The 15,245-nt window shown below is 64.1% G+C and carries 14 protein-coding genes; 10 read left to right on the top strand and 4 right to left on the bottom strand.

The window, feature by feature from the left end:
- The first annotated feature begins 89 nt into the window (after positions 1-89).
- From rpsD to aroB, 10 genes are all read left to right on the top strand, one after another.
- Positions 90-719, top strand: a complete 630-nt coding sequence (rpsD, locus tag CXY73_RS10175) for a 30S ribosomal protein S4 (protein ID WP_104135050.1) — start codon at positions 90-92, stop codon at positions 717-719.
- A 119-nt stretch (positions 720-838) separates the two neighbouring features.
- Complete coding sequence (locus CXY73_RS10170) at positions 839-1,210, top strand: DUF948 domain-containing protein (protein WP_104135051.1); 372 nt, start codon at positions 839-841, stop codon at positions 1,208-1,210.
- Between the two features lie 133 nt (positions 1,211-1,343).
- The gene (locus CXY73_RS10165; protein WP_104135052.1) at positions 1,344-1,589 is read left to right on the top strand and encodes a hypothetical protein; all 246 of its coding nucleotides are present in this window, start codon (positions 1,344-1,346) and stop codon (positions 1,587-1,589) included.
- A gap of 71 nt (positions 1,590-1,660) precedes the next feature.
- Positions 1,661-4,315, top strand: a complete 2,655-nt coding sequence (gene alaS, locus CXY73_RS10160; protein WP_104177636.1) for an alanine--tRNA ligase — start codon at positions 1,661-1,663, stop codon at positions 4,313-4,315.
- Between the two features lie 101 nt (positions 4,316-4,416).
- A complete protein-coding gene (gene ruvX, locus CXY73_RS10155) occupies positions 4,417-4,887 on the top strand; it encodes a Holliday junction resolvase RuvX (protein ID WP_104177681.1) in 471 nt (156 codons plus the stop codon).
- Positions 4,888-4,889: 2 nt separating this feature from the next.
- Positions 4,890-6,281: an endolytic transglycosylase MltG gene (mltG, locus tag CXY73_RS10150; RefSeq protein ID WP_146071721.1), complete on the top strand. Its 1,392-nt coding sequence runs from the start codon at positions 4,890-4,892 to the stop codon at positions 6,279-6,281.
- Positions 6,274-7,167, top strand: a complete 894-nt coding sequence (locus CXY73_RS10145) for a shikimate dehydrogenase (protein ID WP_104177634.1) — start codon at positions 6,274-6,276, stop codon at positions 7,165-7,167. Before mltG ends, CXY73_RS10145 begins: the two co-directional genes overlap by 8 nt.
- A gap of 5 nt (positions 7,168-7,172) precedes the next feature.
- Positions 7,173-8,381: a chorismate synthase gene (gene aroC / locus CXY73_RS10140; RefSeq protein ID WP_104177633.1), complete on the top strand. Its 1,209-nt coding sequence runs from the start codon at positions 7,173-7,175 to the stop codon at positions 8,379-8,381.
- Positions 8,382-8,394: 13 nt separating this feature from the next.
- A complete protein-coding gene (locus tag CXY73_RS10135) occupies positions 8,395-8,916 on the top strand; it encodes a shikimate kinase (protein ID WP_233198256.1) in 522 nt (173 codons plus the stop codon).
- 19 nt (positions 8,917-8,935) lie between these two features.
- Positions 8,936-10,024: a 3-dehydroquinate synthase gene (gene aroB, locus CXY73_RS10130; RefSeq protein WP_104177632.1), complete on the top strand. Its 1,089-nt coding sequence runs from the start codon at positions 8,936-8,938 to the stop codon at positions 10,022-10,024.
- Positions 10,025-10,096: 72 nt separating this feature from the next.
- On the opposite strand, the gene CXY73_RS10125 is transcribed toward aroB, so the two are convergent.
- The 4 genes from CXY73_RS10125 to CXY73_RS10110 all read right to left on the bottom strand — a co-directional run bounded on the left by CXY73_RS10125 (position 10,097) and on the right by CXY73_RS10110 (position 15,087).
- Positions 10,097-10,537: a DUF779 domain-containing protein gene (locus CXY73_RS10125; protein ID WP_104177631.1), complete on the bottom strand. Its 441-nt coding sequence runs from the start codon at positions 10,535-10,537 to the stop codon at positions 10,097-10,099.
- Between the two features lie 141 nt (positions 10,538-10,678).
- The gene (locus CXY73_RS10120) at positions 10,679-12,202 is read right to left on the bottom strand and encodes an aldehyde dehydrogenase family protein (protein WP_104177630.1); all 1,524 of its coding nucleotides are present in this window, start codon (positions 12,200-12,202) and stop codon (positions 10,679-10,681) included.
- A gap of 58 nt (positions 12,203-12,260) precedes the next feature.
- On the bottom strand, positions 12,261-13,613 hold the full coding sequence (locus tag CXY73_RS10115; RefSeq protein ID WP_233198255.1) for a GAF domain-containing protein: 1,353 nt from the start codon (positions 13,611-13,613) through the stop codon (positions 12,261-12,263).
- Between the two features lie 808 nt (positions 13,614-14,421).
- Complete coding sequence (locus CXY73_RS10110; RefSeq protein WP_158254098.1) at positions 14,422-15,087, bottom strand: FtsX-like permease family protein; 666 nt, start codon at positions 15,085-15,087, stop codon at positions 14,422-14,424.
- Positions 15,088-15,245: the final 158 nt, after the last annotated feature.

The raw sequence follows: 15,245 nt of genomic DNA, 5'->3' as shown, positions 1-15,245 counted from the left end.
ACCCAATCCTCTGATCTCCCATGACCTGTGTCGATCACGTTCGCACTCGCCCTGGTATCCCTGTTATTGAGTCCGATTGAAAGGAAACCGTGTCTACCAAGTCACGTACCCGCAGTAAAACCCGCCTCTCGCGCGCACTGGGCATTGCCCTTACGCCGAAGGCAGCCCGCTTCCTCGAGAAGCGCCCCTATGCACCCGGTGAGCACGGCCGCACCAAGCGCAAGACCGATTCGGACTATGCCGTGCGCCTCCGCGAAAAGCAGCGCTTACGCGCCCAGTACGGCATCCGCGAAGCCCAGCTCAAGATTGCCTTCGAGCAGGCTCGTCGTCGTCAGGGACTGACCGGTGAGAACCTCGTTGAGATCCTCGAGACCCGTCTCGACGCTCTCCTCGTTCGTTCGGCTATCGCCCGCACCACCGCTCAGGCTCGCCAGATGATCGTGCACCGGCACATCCTCGTCGACGGAGAGCTCGTCGACCGGCCCTCCTTCCGCGTGAAGCCCGGCCAACTCATGCACGTCAAGGCTCGCAGCGAAGGCATGGAGCCCTTCCAGGTTGCAGCAGCCGGCGGACACGTCGACCTGCTTCCCAAGCTCCCGCCGTACCTCGAGGTTGAGCTCGACAAGCTTCAGGCCCGCCTCGTGCGCACCCCGAAGCGCATCGAGATCCCCGTGACCTGTGAAGTCCAGCTCGTCGTGGAGTACTACGCAGCTCGCTAGCTCGCTAGCTCGTTAACCGGTCTTTGACCGGTACGCTGAAGGGCGGATCGTCTCTGGATGATCCGCCCTTTTTGTATACCCGGGCTCCCCAGGGGCCCATTGATCTGAGTGGAGTCACAGTGACGGGTGGAGATATTGCAGGGCTGGTGGCCGCCGGCGTATTTGCGATTCTGGTGGCGGTCATCGCCGTTCCACTGGTCAAGCTGGGCCGGGTGTTTGACGAAACCACCGCGGCCATCCATGACGTCAGCGCGGGAATCACCCCGATGCTGGCCGAGACGACCGAGACCATCCGCTCCACTAACCAGCAGTTGGCCCGCGTCGACACCATCACCAGCAACGTAGCGGATGTCACCGGTAACGTCTCAGCGCTCGTCGCTCTGTTCGCCGCCACCGTCGGCGGTCCGCTAATCAAGCTCGCGGGCTTCTCGGCCGGGGTTCGGGCGGCCTTTCGCGTCGGACGGCCGGGGTCCGGGCGAAATCGGGGTTGACCGGCTACTCTGGATACGGCGTTGATATTCTCACGCCCGTCTTATCGATAGCTACGGCTAGCGGTGCCTGGCTCCATTCAATTCGGTTCTATTGACTGAAAGCACAGGCCGCGCAGATTCAGGGAGAAGTGCCATGAAGAATGTCATCTGGTTGGTCATCGGTGTGGCCGCTGGCTTCGTCGTTGCCCACGAGGTCAACAAGACTCAGCAGGGCAAGCAGTTCTTCACCGAACTCGACACCAAGGCCCGGGAGTTCGGCGAGGCCATCTCCGAGGGGTACCGGCAGCGCGAGGCCGAGCTGCACGCCGCACTCGGTGATGTCGCTGAGGTTGTTAAGGACGCGGCCGTTGGCGACGCACCGACACCCAGCGCGCCCTGAGCATCCGCTCAGTTGAAACACCAGGTTTTACCGCACCACCTCACTCATGCACTAGAAAAACTACGGACACCATGCAGACTGCTGACATTCGCGGGCGCTGGCTCGACTTCTTCGCCGATCGTGGACACACCGTTGTGCCGTCCGCTTCCTTGGTGAGTGACGACCCCACCCTTCTCTTCACCGTGGCGGGCATGGTGCCGTTCGTGCCGTACCTGACTGGGCTGGTTCCGGCGCCGTATCCGCGCGCCACCAGCGTGCAGAAATGCATTCGTACCAACGACATCGAAGAAGTGGGCAAGACCCCGCGCCACGGCACGTTCTTTCAGATGAACGGCAACTTCAGCTTCGGCGATTACTTCAAGGAAGAGGCCATCGGCTTCGCCTGGGAACTGCTGACCACCCCGGAGAACCAGGGCGGCTACGGCTTTCGCGAGAGCGACCTCTGGGTAACCATCTACCTCGACGATGATGAGGCGCACCGCTACTGGCGTGCGCTCGGCGTGCCGGACAACCGCATCCAACGCCTCGGCATGGACTCCAACTACTGGTCCACCGGTCAGCCCGGCCCGGCCGGCCCCTGCTCGGAAATCTTCTTCGACCGCGGCCCCGCCTTTGGCGTCGACGGTGGCCCGGCTACCGACGACGATCGCTACGTTGAAATCTGGAACCTCGTCTTCATGCAGTACCTGCGCGGCGAAGGCAACGGCAAGGGCGACTTTCAGATTCTCGGCGACCTGCCGAAGAAGAACATCGACACGGGCATGGGCCTCGAGCGCGTCGCCTTCCTGAAGCAGGGTGTCGAGAATATGTACGAGATCGACCAGGTACGCCCGGTACTCGACCGCGCCGCCGCGCTCTCCGGACGACGTTACGGCGCCGACCACGACGACGACGTACGCATGCGCATCGTCGCCGACCACGTGCGTTCCTCGCTCATGCTCATGAGCGACGGCGTCATGCCATCCAATGAAGGCCGCGGCTACATTCTCCGCCGCCTGCTGCGGCGCAGCGTGCGTGCGATGCGCCTGCTCGGCGTCGACACCGTGAGTATGCCCGAACTGCTGCCAGCGTCGCGTGATGCAATGAGTGCCGCCTACCCCGAGGTCAAGAGTGATTTCGGTCGAATCAGCCAGGCCGCGTTTGCCGAGGAAGAAACCTTTCTGCGCACCCTCGCCAGTGGTAGCGCAGTGCTCGACCTCGCCGTAGCTAAGACCAAGAAGGCCAACAAGACCGAACTCGCCGGACCGACCGCTTTTCTCTTGCACGACACCTACGGTTTTCCGATCGAGATCACCCTGGAAATCGCCGAAGAAGCTGGCCTCAGTGTCAACCGTGATGCGTTCGACGTACTCATGACCAAGCAGCGCACCATGGCCAAGGCCGATGCGAAGTCGAAGAAGACGACCCTCGCCGACCTTGGTGTCTATAGCGCCTTCCGCGCCATCGGAGAGACCGTGTTCACCGGGTATGACGATCTGCAGAACGAGTCAAGCGTGCTCGGCCTGATCGTCGACGGTGAGTCCGTCACGACCGCCGTCGCCGGAAAAACAGCCGAAGTCATCCTCGCCGAGACAGCGCTCTGGGCGGAAGCGGGCGGGCAGGTCGCGGATGCCGGCCGCATCGTCGGTCCCGGCTACGAGCTCAAGGTGCTCGATGTGCAGAAGCCGGTCAAGGGCCTGATCAGTCACAAGGTGCTCGTGCAGTCCGGCGAGGTCGGTGTGGGGGACAGTGCGACGAGCGTGGTCGACGAAAGCTGGCGACGTGGCGCCCGCCAGGCACATTCTGGCACTCATGTGCTGCACGCAGCCCTGCGTCAGGTGCTCGGCCCGAACGCCCACCAATCCGGCTCGTACAACAAAGCCGGCTTCTTTCGCCTCGACTTCTCGTGGAACCAGGCACTGTCACCGGCGACCCGTACCGAAATCGAAGAAATCTCCAACAACGCCATTCGGGATAATCTGCCGGTCACCACGCGTGAACTGCCCATTGCCGAAGCCAAGGCGCTCGGTGCCATGGCCTTGTTCGGAGAGAAGTACGGTGACGTCGTGCGCGTCGTCGACATCGGCGGCCCGTGGTCGCGCGAACTGTGCGCCGGCACCCATGTGGGCAGCAGTGCTGAAATCGGCATGATCAACCTGATCAGCGAGGCGTCTGTCGGATCGACCAACCGTCGCATCGAATCGCTCGTTGGTCTCGAAGCGTTCCGCGACCTTGCCACCGAGCGCATGCTGGTCTCGCAGCTGACCTCGAGCCTCAAGACTCCGCGTGACCAGCTGCCCGAACGCATCAGCGATCTGGTGACGAGCCTCAAGACGGCCGAGAAGAAGATTGCGGCCTTCGAAGCCCACGCCCTGACCGACCGGGTTCCTGCCCTGCTGGCAGCGACTCGCCGGGTCGGTGCTGTGACGATCGTGGCCGAAGACCTCGGCGTGCTCGGTTCCCCGGACGACCTGCGCATGCTTGCCCTCGCGACCCGGGAACGTCTCGGCACGGACGCGGTCGTCGTAGCCTTGTCGGCCGTTGCCGCCGATAAGCCCGTCGTCATCGTTGCCACCAACCAGGCTGCTCGGGATGCCGGCCACAGGGCCGGGGCTCTCGCCAAGACCGTCGCCGGAATTCTCGGCGGCGGCGGCGGCGGCAAGGACGATCTGGCCCAGGGCGGTGGCCCCAACGGCGACGCCCTACCGGCCGCTCTCCAGGCGGTTGTCGCGGCGGTCAGTCGCTAACGATGAGGTCTGACCGAGCTCCCTCACGCTCTGGCTCCGCCGAACCTTGTCGTTCGGCGGAGCTGTCCGGCGGTGTCGTGCCGGATGCGGTCCCCGGCAAGATGCGCTCAGGAGTACGCCTCGGCGTGGATGTGGGCAAGGTACGCATCGGTCTAGCCCGCAGCGACAACCACGGCATGCTCGCGACCCCGGTGGAAACCGTCGTCCGCGACCAGACCGGAGTGACCGATCTGGCCCGCATTCTCGCGGTGGCCCTCGAGCTTGACGCCGTCGAGGTCATCGTCGGCCTGCCCTTGGCATTGTCAGGCAACGCCACCGCCTCCACGGACGACGCGGTCGGTTTCGCCGCGCGCCTGGCCGCAACTCTGGCCGTTCCGGTGCGGCTCGTCGACGAACGTCTCTCGACGGTGTCGGCGCAATCCGCGCTGCGGGCATCCGGTCGTGCCGCGAAAACGCAGCGGCCAGTGATCGATCAGGTGGCCGCGACTATCATTTTGCAACATGCGCTCAATAGTGAGCGTTCCTCCGGGCGGCTGCCAGGGTCACCCGTCGAACCGACCGAGAGGCCGTAATCGTGCCGAGTACTCCGGAAGAGCCCCTGCCGAGCCGTCGCCAATTACGCGCGGAGCAGGCCGCTGCGGCGGAGACGAGCGCGACGGAACCGGGGGCGACAGATCGAACTGGCGTCGAGCAATCTCGAGCCGAGCCGGCGGCACCGTCCGGGGGAACGGCATCTGTTCAACCGCCGTTGCTGCCGAGACGAGCAGCCGAGTTGGCAGAACCAAGCGATGATGCCGCCACGTTCCTGACGGCGAGCGAGATCGGTGGCTCCGGTCGGGGACGCACGAACCGGCGCTCACTGCTCGCGGACGAACCGCGGCGGGAAAAGAGGAGCCGCAAGGGAGCTTGGGGCTGCCTGATCGTCTTCGTCGTTCTCGCCGCTCTCGTGGCTGGAGTTGCGCTGTTTCTGCAGGGACCGATCTCCCAGATCATTGCTGCCACGCAAGGCCCGGCCGACTTCACCGCGGAGGAAGCGGCGACCGGCGAAAGCGTGATCGTCATGATTCATAACGGCAACGGCGGTTCGGAGATCGCCGCAACCCTCGTCGAAGAGGGCGTGGTCAAGAGCTTTGATGCGTTCTACTCCCTCCTGTTGCAGACGGCCCCAGAGCCGGTGTTCCAGCCCGGTGCGTACCAACTCAAAACGAAGATGGTCGCGAGCACCGCGCTGGACGCCCTGTTAAATGAAAACACTCGACTGAACCAGACCGTTATCGTGCCTGAGGGGACCGCGGCCGTCGACGTGCTGGCGGCGATCTCCGAGGGAACAGACATTCCCCTGGCGAACCTGCAGGCCGCGGCCGCCAACGTGGCCCAGTTTGGCCTGCCCACCGAAGCGACCACTCTTGAGGGTTTTCTCTTTCCCGCGACGTACACCTTCTCGCCGGAGGACACCGCCGAGATTGCTTTGCAGACCATGGTTAACCGGCAGTATGAGGCCCTCGATGCGGCCGGTGTGGCCGTCGCGGACCGCTGGTCGACGATCGTGTTCGCCTCGCTGATCCAGCGGGAGGCCGGCCTGCGTGATGACTATTACAAGGTGTCCCGGGTATTTCTAAACCGACTCGACCCGGCCCAGTGGGACAGCGGGCTGCTGCAGTCGGACGCGACTGTCGCCTATGGCACGGGCAAAACCCACCTGGTCACTACGACCGACGCTGAACGTGCCGACGCCGGCAACCTCTACAACACCTATGCGCACCCCGGTATGGTCGTCGGCCCGATCTCGAATCCCGGGGACCTCGCGATCGACGCAGCCCTGCACCCGGTAGACGGATCCTGGCTGTTCTTCGTGACGATCAACCTCGACTCCGGCGAGACGGCTTTCTCCACCACGGTTGGGGAACACGATGCTGCCGTTATCGTTTGGCAGAACTGGATGAGGGAGCACCCCGAATATGGATAATGCCACGTCAAATCGGCTCGCGGTGCTCGGCTCACCAATCAAACATTCCCGTTCGCCGCTGCTGCACCGGGCCGCCTACCGGCAGCTGGGCCTCGACTGGTCCTACGACGCCGTCGAGGTGAAGGCCGGATTGCTCGCCATGTTTCTGAGCTCCGTCGGGCCGGACTGGCGTGGGCTTTCGCTCACCATGCCGCTCAAACACGAGGTGTTGCCCTTCATTGACGACTGCGACCGGGTCGCACAGCTGACCGGGTCGGTCAACACAGTGCTACTACGTCAGGTTGCTGGGCGAGGCACTCTCACGGGCTACAACACGGATGTCGCTGGTCTGGTGCGAGCGTTGGCCGAAGGCGGCGTCTCCCGGGCTAAGCACGTGACTCTGCTCGGAGCCGGCGCGACAGCGGCATCTGCTCTGATGGCCGCCGCGGAACTTGGAGCTGAGTTCGTCAGCGTGCTCGTGCGCGACCTCACGAAGGCGCAGTCGCTCGTTGAACTCGGCCGGTCGCTCGGAGTCGTCGTCGACCTCGGTGATTTCAGCGGGTCCGCCGGCACCGGCAGCGACCTTGTGATCAGCACGCTGCCCGGTGGGACGGTGCTGCCGACCACGCTGCCGCTCGAGCTGCGCGAGCGCACGACGCTGTTCGACGTTGCCTACTCGCCGTGGCCGAGCGCGGTGGCCATCTCATGGGAATCGGCCGGCGGAACCGTATTGAACGGTCTGGGCATGCTGCTGCATCAGGCGCTCATCCAGGTACGGGTCTTCGTGACCGCAGACCCCTTCGAACCACTCCCCAGCGAGCCGGACGTGCTCGCCGCCATGCGCAGTGCCCTAACCCGCGACGCTACCCCGGGTGACGCTGGCCAGCACGATGCTGTGGAAAGATAGGAATCATGCTTCGTTGGCTCACCGCCGGAGAATCCCACGGCCCCGAACTCATCGCTATTGTCGAGGGTTTGCCCGCAGGAATCCCGGTCACCCTTGATTCGATCCGCCTCGATCTCGCGCGCCGCAAACTCGGCTACGGCCGGGGTGTGCGCATGAAATTTGAAGAGGACGAGCTCACTCTCTCAGGCGGCGTACGGCACGGCTTCACCCTCGGCGGCCCGGTCGCACTGCGTATCGGCAACTCGGAATGGCCCAAATGGGTCGATGTGATGAGTGCGGCGCCGGTTGACCCGGCCACCCTGAGCCGTGGCCGTGGGGCACCATTGACCCGCCCCCGCCCCGGGCACGCCGACCTCGCCGGCATGCAGAAGTACGGTTTTGACGAGGCGCGCCCCGTGCTGGAGCGCGCGAGCGCCCGCGAGACCGCCGCCCGCGTGGCGCTCGGCGCCGTCGCCCGCTCGTTCCTGAACGAACTCGGAATTCACCTGGTCAGTCACACCATCGCCATCGGGCCGGTACGCGTGCCCGACGGCGCGCCGATTCCTGAGCCTGGGGACGTCGACACGCTCGATGCCGATCTGCTGCGCTGTTTCGACGCCGCGACATCCGCTCTGATGGTGGCTGAAGTGGATGCTGCCCACCAGGACGGCGACACCCTCGGCGGCGTCGTTGAGGTGCTTGCCTACAACCTTCCCCCCGGGCTCGGCTCCTTCGTGCACTGGGATCGCCGACTGGATTCGCAGCTGGCCGCCGCGCTCATGGGAATCCAGGCGATCAAAGGGGTCGAGGTCGGTGACGGCTTCGAGACCACGCGCCGCCGCGGCTCAGAGGCGCACGACGAACTCGTTCAAGCGGATGGCGCCATTCAGCGAGTCAGCGACAAGGCCGGCGGTACCGAGGGCGGCATGAGTACCGGAACCGTGCTGCGCGTGCGCGCCGGCATGAAGCCGATTGCGACCATTCCGCGGGCGTTGCGCACCGTCGATGTCGCCACGAGTGAGCCGGCACCGGCGCACCACCAACGCTCCGACGTCTGCGCGGTTCCAGCAGCCGGCGTCGTGGCCGAGGCCATGGTGGCACTCGTGCTTGCGAACTCGGTGCTGGAGAAGTTCGGCGGAGACTCGATCGAGGAGACCCGTCGCAACCTGGAGTCGTACCTCGCCAACATTCCGGCGAACCTGCGCACGGGCGCGTCGAGCGACGCGTCGCTGTAGACAGGCCGATGCGATGCTGACCCTGCGGAACGCCTTGCTGCCGATCGTGTTCATTGGTCCGATGGCAGCCGGCAAGACCAAGATCGGTCGTCGAGTGGCGCGCGACCTGAATTTGCCGTTCATCGACACTGACAAGCGCATCGTCGAAAGCTACGGCCCAATTCCGGAGATCTTCGCGCGCGAGGGCGAAGAGTACTTTCGCATCGTCGAACGCGAAGCCGTGGATTGGGCCCTCGGCGAGCCGGCCGTCATCTCCCTCGGCGGGGGCGCCGTGCTGCACGCCGAGACGCAGGGCGACCTCGAATCTGCGACGGTGGTTTACCTCAGCGTGACCACCGCGGCCGTGCAGGCCCGCCTCGGCGGCAGTAAACGGCCGCTCCTGGTCGGCGGTATCAACGACTGGGAGCGCATCTACAACCTGCGCCGCCCCACCTATGAGGCCCTCGCGACGATTCGCCTGGACACCTCCAACCGACCGATCACCGGCATTGCCGACGAGATCGTGAACTGGGTACAAGAAAGAAATGATGATTGAGAAGTCAGGGACAACACAGATGATCGAACAGACCAGTACTACCGTGATCACCGTGACTGGGGTCGACAGTTATCCGGTCAGCGTAGGGCGTGGCCTGGTCAATACCGTCGCCGAGCAGCTTGGAACCGGTGTCAACAAGGTGCTCATCGTGCACACCTCGACCGTCGGCGCCCGCGCTGTCGCCCTGCGTGACAGCCTGCTCGAAACCTACGCCGAGGTTCTGCTAGCCGAGATTCCCGACGCGGAAGCAGCTAAACGGGTCGAGGTCGCCGCGTTCTGCTGGGGGGTCATGGGTCAGTCCGACTTCAGCCGCACCGACGCCGTGATCGGGCTCGGTGGCGGTGCCGTCACCGACCTCGCCGGTTTCGTGGCCGCGACCTGGCTGCGCGGCGTGAAGCTCGTGCAGATTCCCACGAGCGTGCTCGGCATGGTCGATGCGGCCATTGGCGGTAAGAACGGTATCAATACCGCCGAGGGCAAGAATCTCGTCGGCACCTTCTACGCGCCCGCCGCAGTATTGTGCGACCTCGACCTGCTCGATGCCCTGCCGAAAAACGAAATCCTCGCCGGCTTCGCCGAAATCGTCAAGGCCGGCTTTATTCAGGTTCCCGAGATTCTCGACATCATCGAAGCGGATGTCGAGCGCGCCACCGACCCGACCACCCCCGAATTCCGTCGTCTGATCGAACTGTCGATCGCCATGAAAGCGCGCATCGTGGGGGAGGACTTCAAGGAAGCCGGCCTGCGCGAGATCCTCAACTACGGTCACACCCTCGGCCACGCGGTCGAACACGCCGAACGCTATGGCTGGCGCCACGGCGCTGCCGTCGCCGTTGGCATGATGTTCGCGGCGGAACTGGCCGCCCTGAGCGGCCGGCTCTCGGTCGAGGCCGTCGACCGGCACCGCAGCATCCTCGAATCGCTGACCCTGCCGACCAGCTACCCGGTGGGTCGGTGGCCCACCCTGCTCGCTACCATGCAGCGCGACAAGAAGACCCGTAGCGGCATGCTGCGCTTCGTGGTACTCGACGATGTGGGCAAGGCCACCATCCTCGAAGGCCCGGATGCCTCGTTGCTGTTTAGCGCGTACCAGGCCATCGGGCAGTAGCAGCATCACCTTTTCCCACGGCGCGGAAGCTATGGCTTTGCCACTCACTGCTCGGCGGCGGTGGACGGGACGCTACGCGGGGATAGCTGCGGGACCGGCGAACGGGGTGATCGTGGTCATGAGCTCGGAACGGATGAGAAAGCGCACGCCGCGCGGGGCCTCGGCGCTGAAGCCGCTGCCGCGGCCGGGCACCACGGCGACGGTGAGAAAGGTGTGGCTCCAGTAGTTGAACTGTTCGATCGACATCCAAAAGTCGAGCGGCTGGGCTGGCCCGCCGGTCGGCGCGAGATCGAACTGGCCGAGCCGCACGTCTTGGTCGGAGGTGATGAATTCGCCGGCCATGAACAGCATCGGCGAACTGCCATCACAGCAGCCGCCGGACTGGTGAAACATGAGCGGGCCGTACTCCTCCCACAGGCTGCGGAGAAGGTCAACAGCAACGGGTCTGAGCTCGACGCGAGGGATGGTTTCACCGGCGATCGTGACCGATGCGGTTATTGTGGGAGTCGACATTGACGGACCTTTCTGCTGAGGACGGACCTTTCTGCTGAAGAAGGGGGCTGTCTCCGACGTTACGTCGTCGACAGCCCCCAGGCCAGACCTTCAGTGAACTCCCATCGAACGGGTGAGCATCCATTGGTCTAGCGGTTCGGTTTAGAAGAAGCCGAGCTTGTTCTCGGAGTATGACACGAGCAGGTTTTTGGTCTGCTGATAGTGACCGAGGGCGAGCTTGTTGTTTTCGCGGCCGATTCCGGAGCTCTTGTAGCCTCCGAAAGCTGCTCCGGCCGGATAGGAGTGATAGTTATTAACCCAAACGCGACCGGCCTGAATGTCACGGCCGGCCCGGTAGGCGACGTTGCCGTTGCGCGACCAGACCCCGGCGCCCAGGCCGTAGATGGTGTCGTTGGCGATCGAGATGGCGTCGTCGTAGTCGGTGAAACTCGTCACGGCGAGCACCGGTCCAAAGATCTCCTCCTGGAACAGCCGCATCTTGTTGTGGCCCTCGAAGATGGTCGGCTGTACGTAATAGCCGTCGGTGAGGTCGCCGCCGAGATCGACGCGTTCGCCGCCGAGGGCTAGCTTGGCACCCTCCTTGGTACCGATGTCAATGTACGCGAGGATCTTCTCAAGCTGGTCATTGCTGGCCTGTGCACCCATCTGGGTATCAGTGTCCAGCGGGTTGCCCTGGATGATCTTCCCGGCGCGGGTGACGGCGTCGCCGAGGAAGCTGTCATAGATCGACTTCTGCAGCAGCGCACGGCTCGGGGCCGTGCAGATCTCGCCCTGGTTGAGGGCGAACAGCACGAAGCCTTCTTGGGCTTTGTCGTAGAAGGCATCCTTCTCTTGGGCGACGTCGCTGAAAAAGATGTTCGGGCTTTTACCGCCGAGTTCGACGGTTGAGGGGATGATGTTGGCCGAGGCGTACTGCAAAATGAGGCGGCCGGTCGTGGTCTCACCGGTGAAGGCGATCTTGCGGATGCGGTTGCTCGAGGCGAGCGGCTTGCCGGCCTCCAGGCCGAAACCGTTGACCACGTTGACGACGCCAGGTGGAAGGATGTCGCCGATGAGTTCCAACAGCACGAGAATCGAAACCGGGGTCTGCTCGGCGGGCTTGAGCACGATCGCGTTGCCAGCGGCGAGGGCCGGGGCGAGCTTCCAGACAGCCATCAGAATGGGAAAGTTCCAGGGGATGATCTGGCCGACGACGCCGAGCGGTTCGTGAAACTGGTATGAGACGGTGTCGCCGTCGAGCTGGGCGTGGTCGCCGTCCTGGGCGCGGATCGCAGAGGCGAAGTAGCGAAAGTGGTCGGCGGCGAGAGGGATGTCGGCGTTGAGCGTCTCGCGAATAGCCTTGCCGTTATCCCAAGTTTCGGCGACGGCGAGCATTTCGGTGTTGGCGTCGATGATGTCGGCGATTTTGTTGAGCACGGCAGCGCGTTCGGCGGGGCTGGTCTTGCCCCAGGCCGGTGCCACCTTGTGCGCGGCGTCGAGAGCCAACTCGATGTCCTTGGCGGTTCCGCGAGCCACCTCGGCGAACGGCTTGCCGGTGACCGGGGTGATGTTTTCGAAGTACTGGCCCTTGACCGGGGCGACCCATTCGCCGCCGATCCAGTTCTCGTACCGCGACTTGAAGGTAACTTTGGAGCCGGGTGTTCCGGGTACTGCATAGACGGTCATGTCACTCCTGTATATCGACGACGGTGTCGGATTCGCAAAGCTGCGACCTGCTTCGACTCTAAGAGCGGGAACGTTGCAGAATGTTGCAATGCCCACCGATTTCGTCTTCAATGCGTGCCAGATGCGCCACGACCATTGCGCGTTTGGGTGAACGGGCCGGGAGCAGCTCTTGGCAGGCACGCCACACCTCGGTGTCCCAGGTGGCTTCTTCGGTGCGCGCGTAGCTGAGCAGCAAATCGACTGATGCATCGGCGAGCAGCGCTTCGCGCAGCCGACTGCTCACTTCCTGGCGAATTTCGACGATGCCGGGGGCTGACGATCCCGGCAGTACAGCCCCGCGGTAGGCGCCGAGGGCGACGCGGTGGGCGCCGCGTTCCAGAAAGGCAAGCACGCGTTGGGCATCTAGCTCGAGTTTGGATTCCAGCCGATACGGGCGGGAAGTGATCATGATGGGGGAGTCGAGGAGCGCGAGCACTTTGCGTACCCGCACCATTTCGGCGCGCAGCGTCTCCACCGCCGTGTCTTGGTCCGATAGAAAGCTGGCCAGGCGATCGGCGGATAGTCCTTCGCGGTGCCAGGCCAGGAGCGTGAGAATTTCGGTGTGGCGTGGCGAGGCATCCACTGTGCTGCTGGCGCAGTGCAGCTGGCCGTGATCGGTACCGAGCACGCTCAGACCGGCCGGCACCAGTCGCGGCACACTCACCGACATCGATGCCCGCGACCGCTGGGCAAGCGGTGAATCGGCCGGCCGGTCGAGTCGTTGGATGCGCAGCTCCGCTTCCATCGCGGCGACGGCAGCCTCGACCAGCGGCAGAGTTTGTGGCGCGACAGCCTGGTCGCCGCCGGTGATATCGATGACCCCGAGGATCTTGCCGGTGTCCGGGTCGTGGATCGGCACGGCCGTGCAGCTCCACGGGTGCGCAAGAGTGTTGAAGTGCTCGGCTCGCCAGATCTGGATTCCGCGGTCGAGGGCGAGCGCCGTTCCCGGTGCGCTCGTGCCGACCCGGCTTTCCGACCAGTCGGCGCCCTCGACGAAGAGCATCTCCTCAACCCGGCGGCGAAGCACCCGATCGCCGTCGATCCAGAGCAGTCGACCCGATTCGTCACCGATAGCAACGATCAGCTCGGCATCGGTCGCGTGGCGGATGAGCAGGTTATGCACGACCGGCAAGACCGCGGCGAGCGGATGCTGATTGCGCAGGTCGCGCAATTCGCCGTCGGTCAGCGCCCGCTCGGGAGCCACACTCGACGGGTCGAGGCGCAGCGACAGGGAACGCTGCCAGGAGTCCTGCACGAGCTGGCGCACCCCGGATTGAAAGACCCGATCGGTGATGGCGGATTCGTGGGCCCGCTCCAGGGCGACAATGCTCTCCCGCGCGTCGCCGGTCGGGACCGACGACGAACTCTTCAAGCCGTATCCCATGAGCGTCTGCCTCCATTAGCAGTGATCGGGTGACGCGGCCGAGGCCAGCGTCGATGTCAGTCTAGGGTAGCCGCCCGCGCTCGTCGGAGCGCTGAGCAGTGAACGTTCCCACACAGGCCATCCGCGTTCGCCTTGTCGAGAAAATCCACGATCGAAATCGTGGAGTCATGCTCGACCTGACCCCCACCTTGAGATCTTCGGCTTTCAGTCGGTTTCGTGTCGATTCAATGCGCACAGTTCAGCTGTCGCTGCGGCCACACTCCAGCGAACCGATCGTGGCATGCCACCGTTCTGTTTCACCCCACGTCGCGTAGCGAGCGTGTCATTTTCCGTTCACGATTGCACAAATGTCAGCACACGCCTGCACAACCGGCTGGTCGCTCGCCTAACGAGGGGGCTCGTCGGCTCAATTGGTTTGGATAGGTTGTCGTGCTAGACGCTCGCTTGATCGGGCTTCATGTCGGGCTGGGCAAGCGGCGACGACCATTTCCAGCGCCCCTGGTTCGGCTGATGGTGCGGCGGTTGCCCATGGGAGGTCGGCGGACAGCAGACTTCCCTTGCTCAGACTCACCGGGAGCGGGCCTTCTTCGGCCGCCGAGCGGAGGAACGGGATTGGTCCTGTACCAAGTTGAAATCGCTTTTCTGCGCGTGGTCGATGGGGTCTACCAGCCATGTGTATCGGGTGCTGCGGATTGCGCACCCTGCTGACGTGTATGCTCTGCGCTCAACGCCTGACTCTCTCACCGTAGGAGGGATCAACGTCGTTAGTGCCCTGCAAGCCGCTGAAACCAGGGCTTCACGGAACTCTTAGCTCGGCGAGGGGGTCTCGTCGTGCGGCAACGCTAGCGGGTAACAGTGCGGCGATGACGCCGACGGCGATCGCGAGCACGCTGACGGCGACGAAGAACGCGATTCCAGGGAGTGGGTCGCCAATAATGACGAGGCTGATCGCAGTCGCGGCGCACCCGATGACCGCACCGATCCCACTCAGGAAGGCCATCTGGGTCAATAACAGCCCAATGATCAGGCCTTGGGATGCGCCAAGTGCGCGGCGGCGTCCGAAATCCTTGCGGCGAAGCATCACGAAACCGTAGAGGATCGCCGCTACGAGCAAGGCGGTGAGGGCGAATATAACGATTACGAGGTTACGGCCGAAGCTGCCAAGCTGGCCTTCGATGAGGGCGCGAAGGGTGGCGAGGCCCTCGCTGGTCGTCAGCGTAACTTTAGTCGGATCGTCGACGGCCAGCACCGACAGGACCACTTGGGAGACTGGGGAGACAAGGTCGGGGCGTTCCGCGATCACGACGAGGATGCTGACGGTATGAGGGTCGTCAGAGTCGATTTGCTGGGGGGCGACGATCAGAGGTTCGAGGAAGCGCAAGTAGTCGGGAACTGGAATGCGGCCCGCAATGGCGAATTCCGCCCCGGCACCCGTGACGACGCCGCCAGTGGCGTCGGGCATTCCGAGCTGGTCGAGTGCGGCGTTCGAAGCCCATGCAGTGCGGTTCTGGACCGCCGGGGCTGCCGGCAAGCCAAGCTGGGACTGCTGAAGGTTTAGTTGACACTTCATTTAGGCCGCGAGTGAGGCCGGTTGGTCCATTATTTCAAACTCGATCGGCG

The sequence above is a fragment of the Cryobacterium sp. Y50 genome (genome assembly GCF_002929805.1).
Taxonomy (GTDB): Bacteria; Actinomycetota; Actinomycetes; order Actinomycetales; family Microbacteriaceae; genus Cryobacterium.
This window is presented reverse-complemented; position numbering and strand designations above follow the sequence as displayed.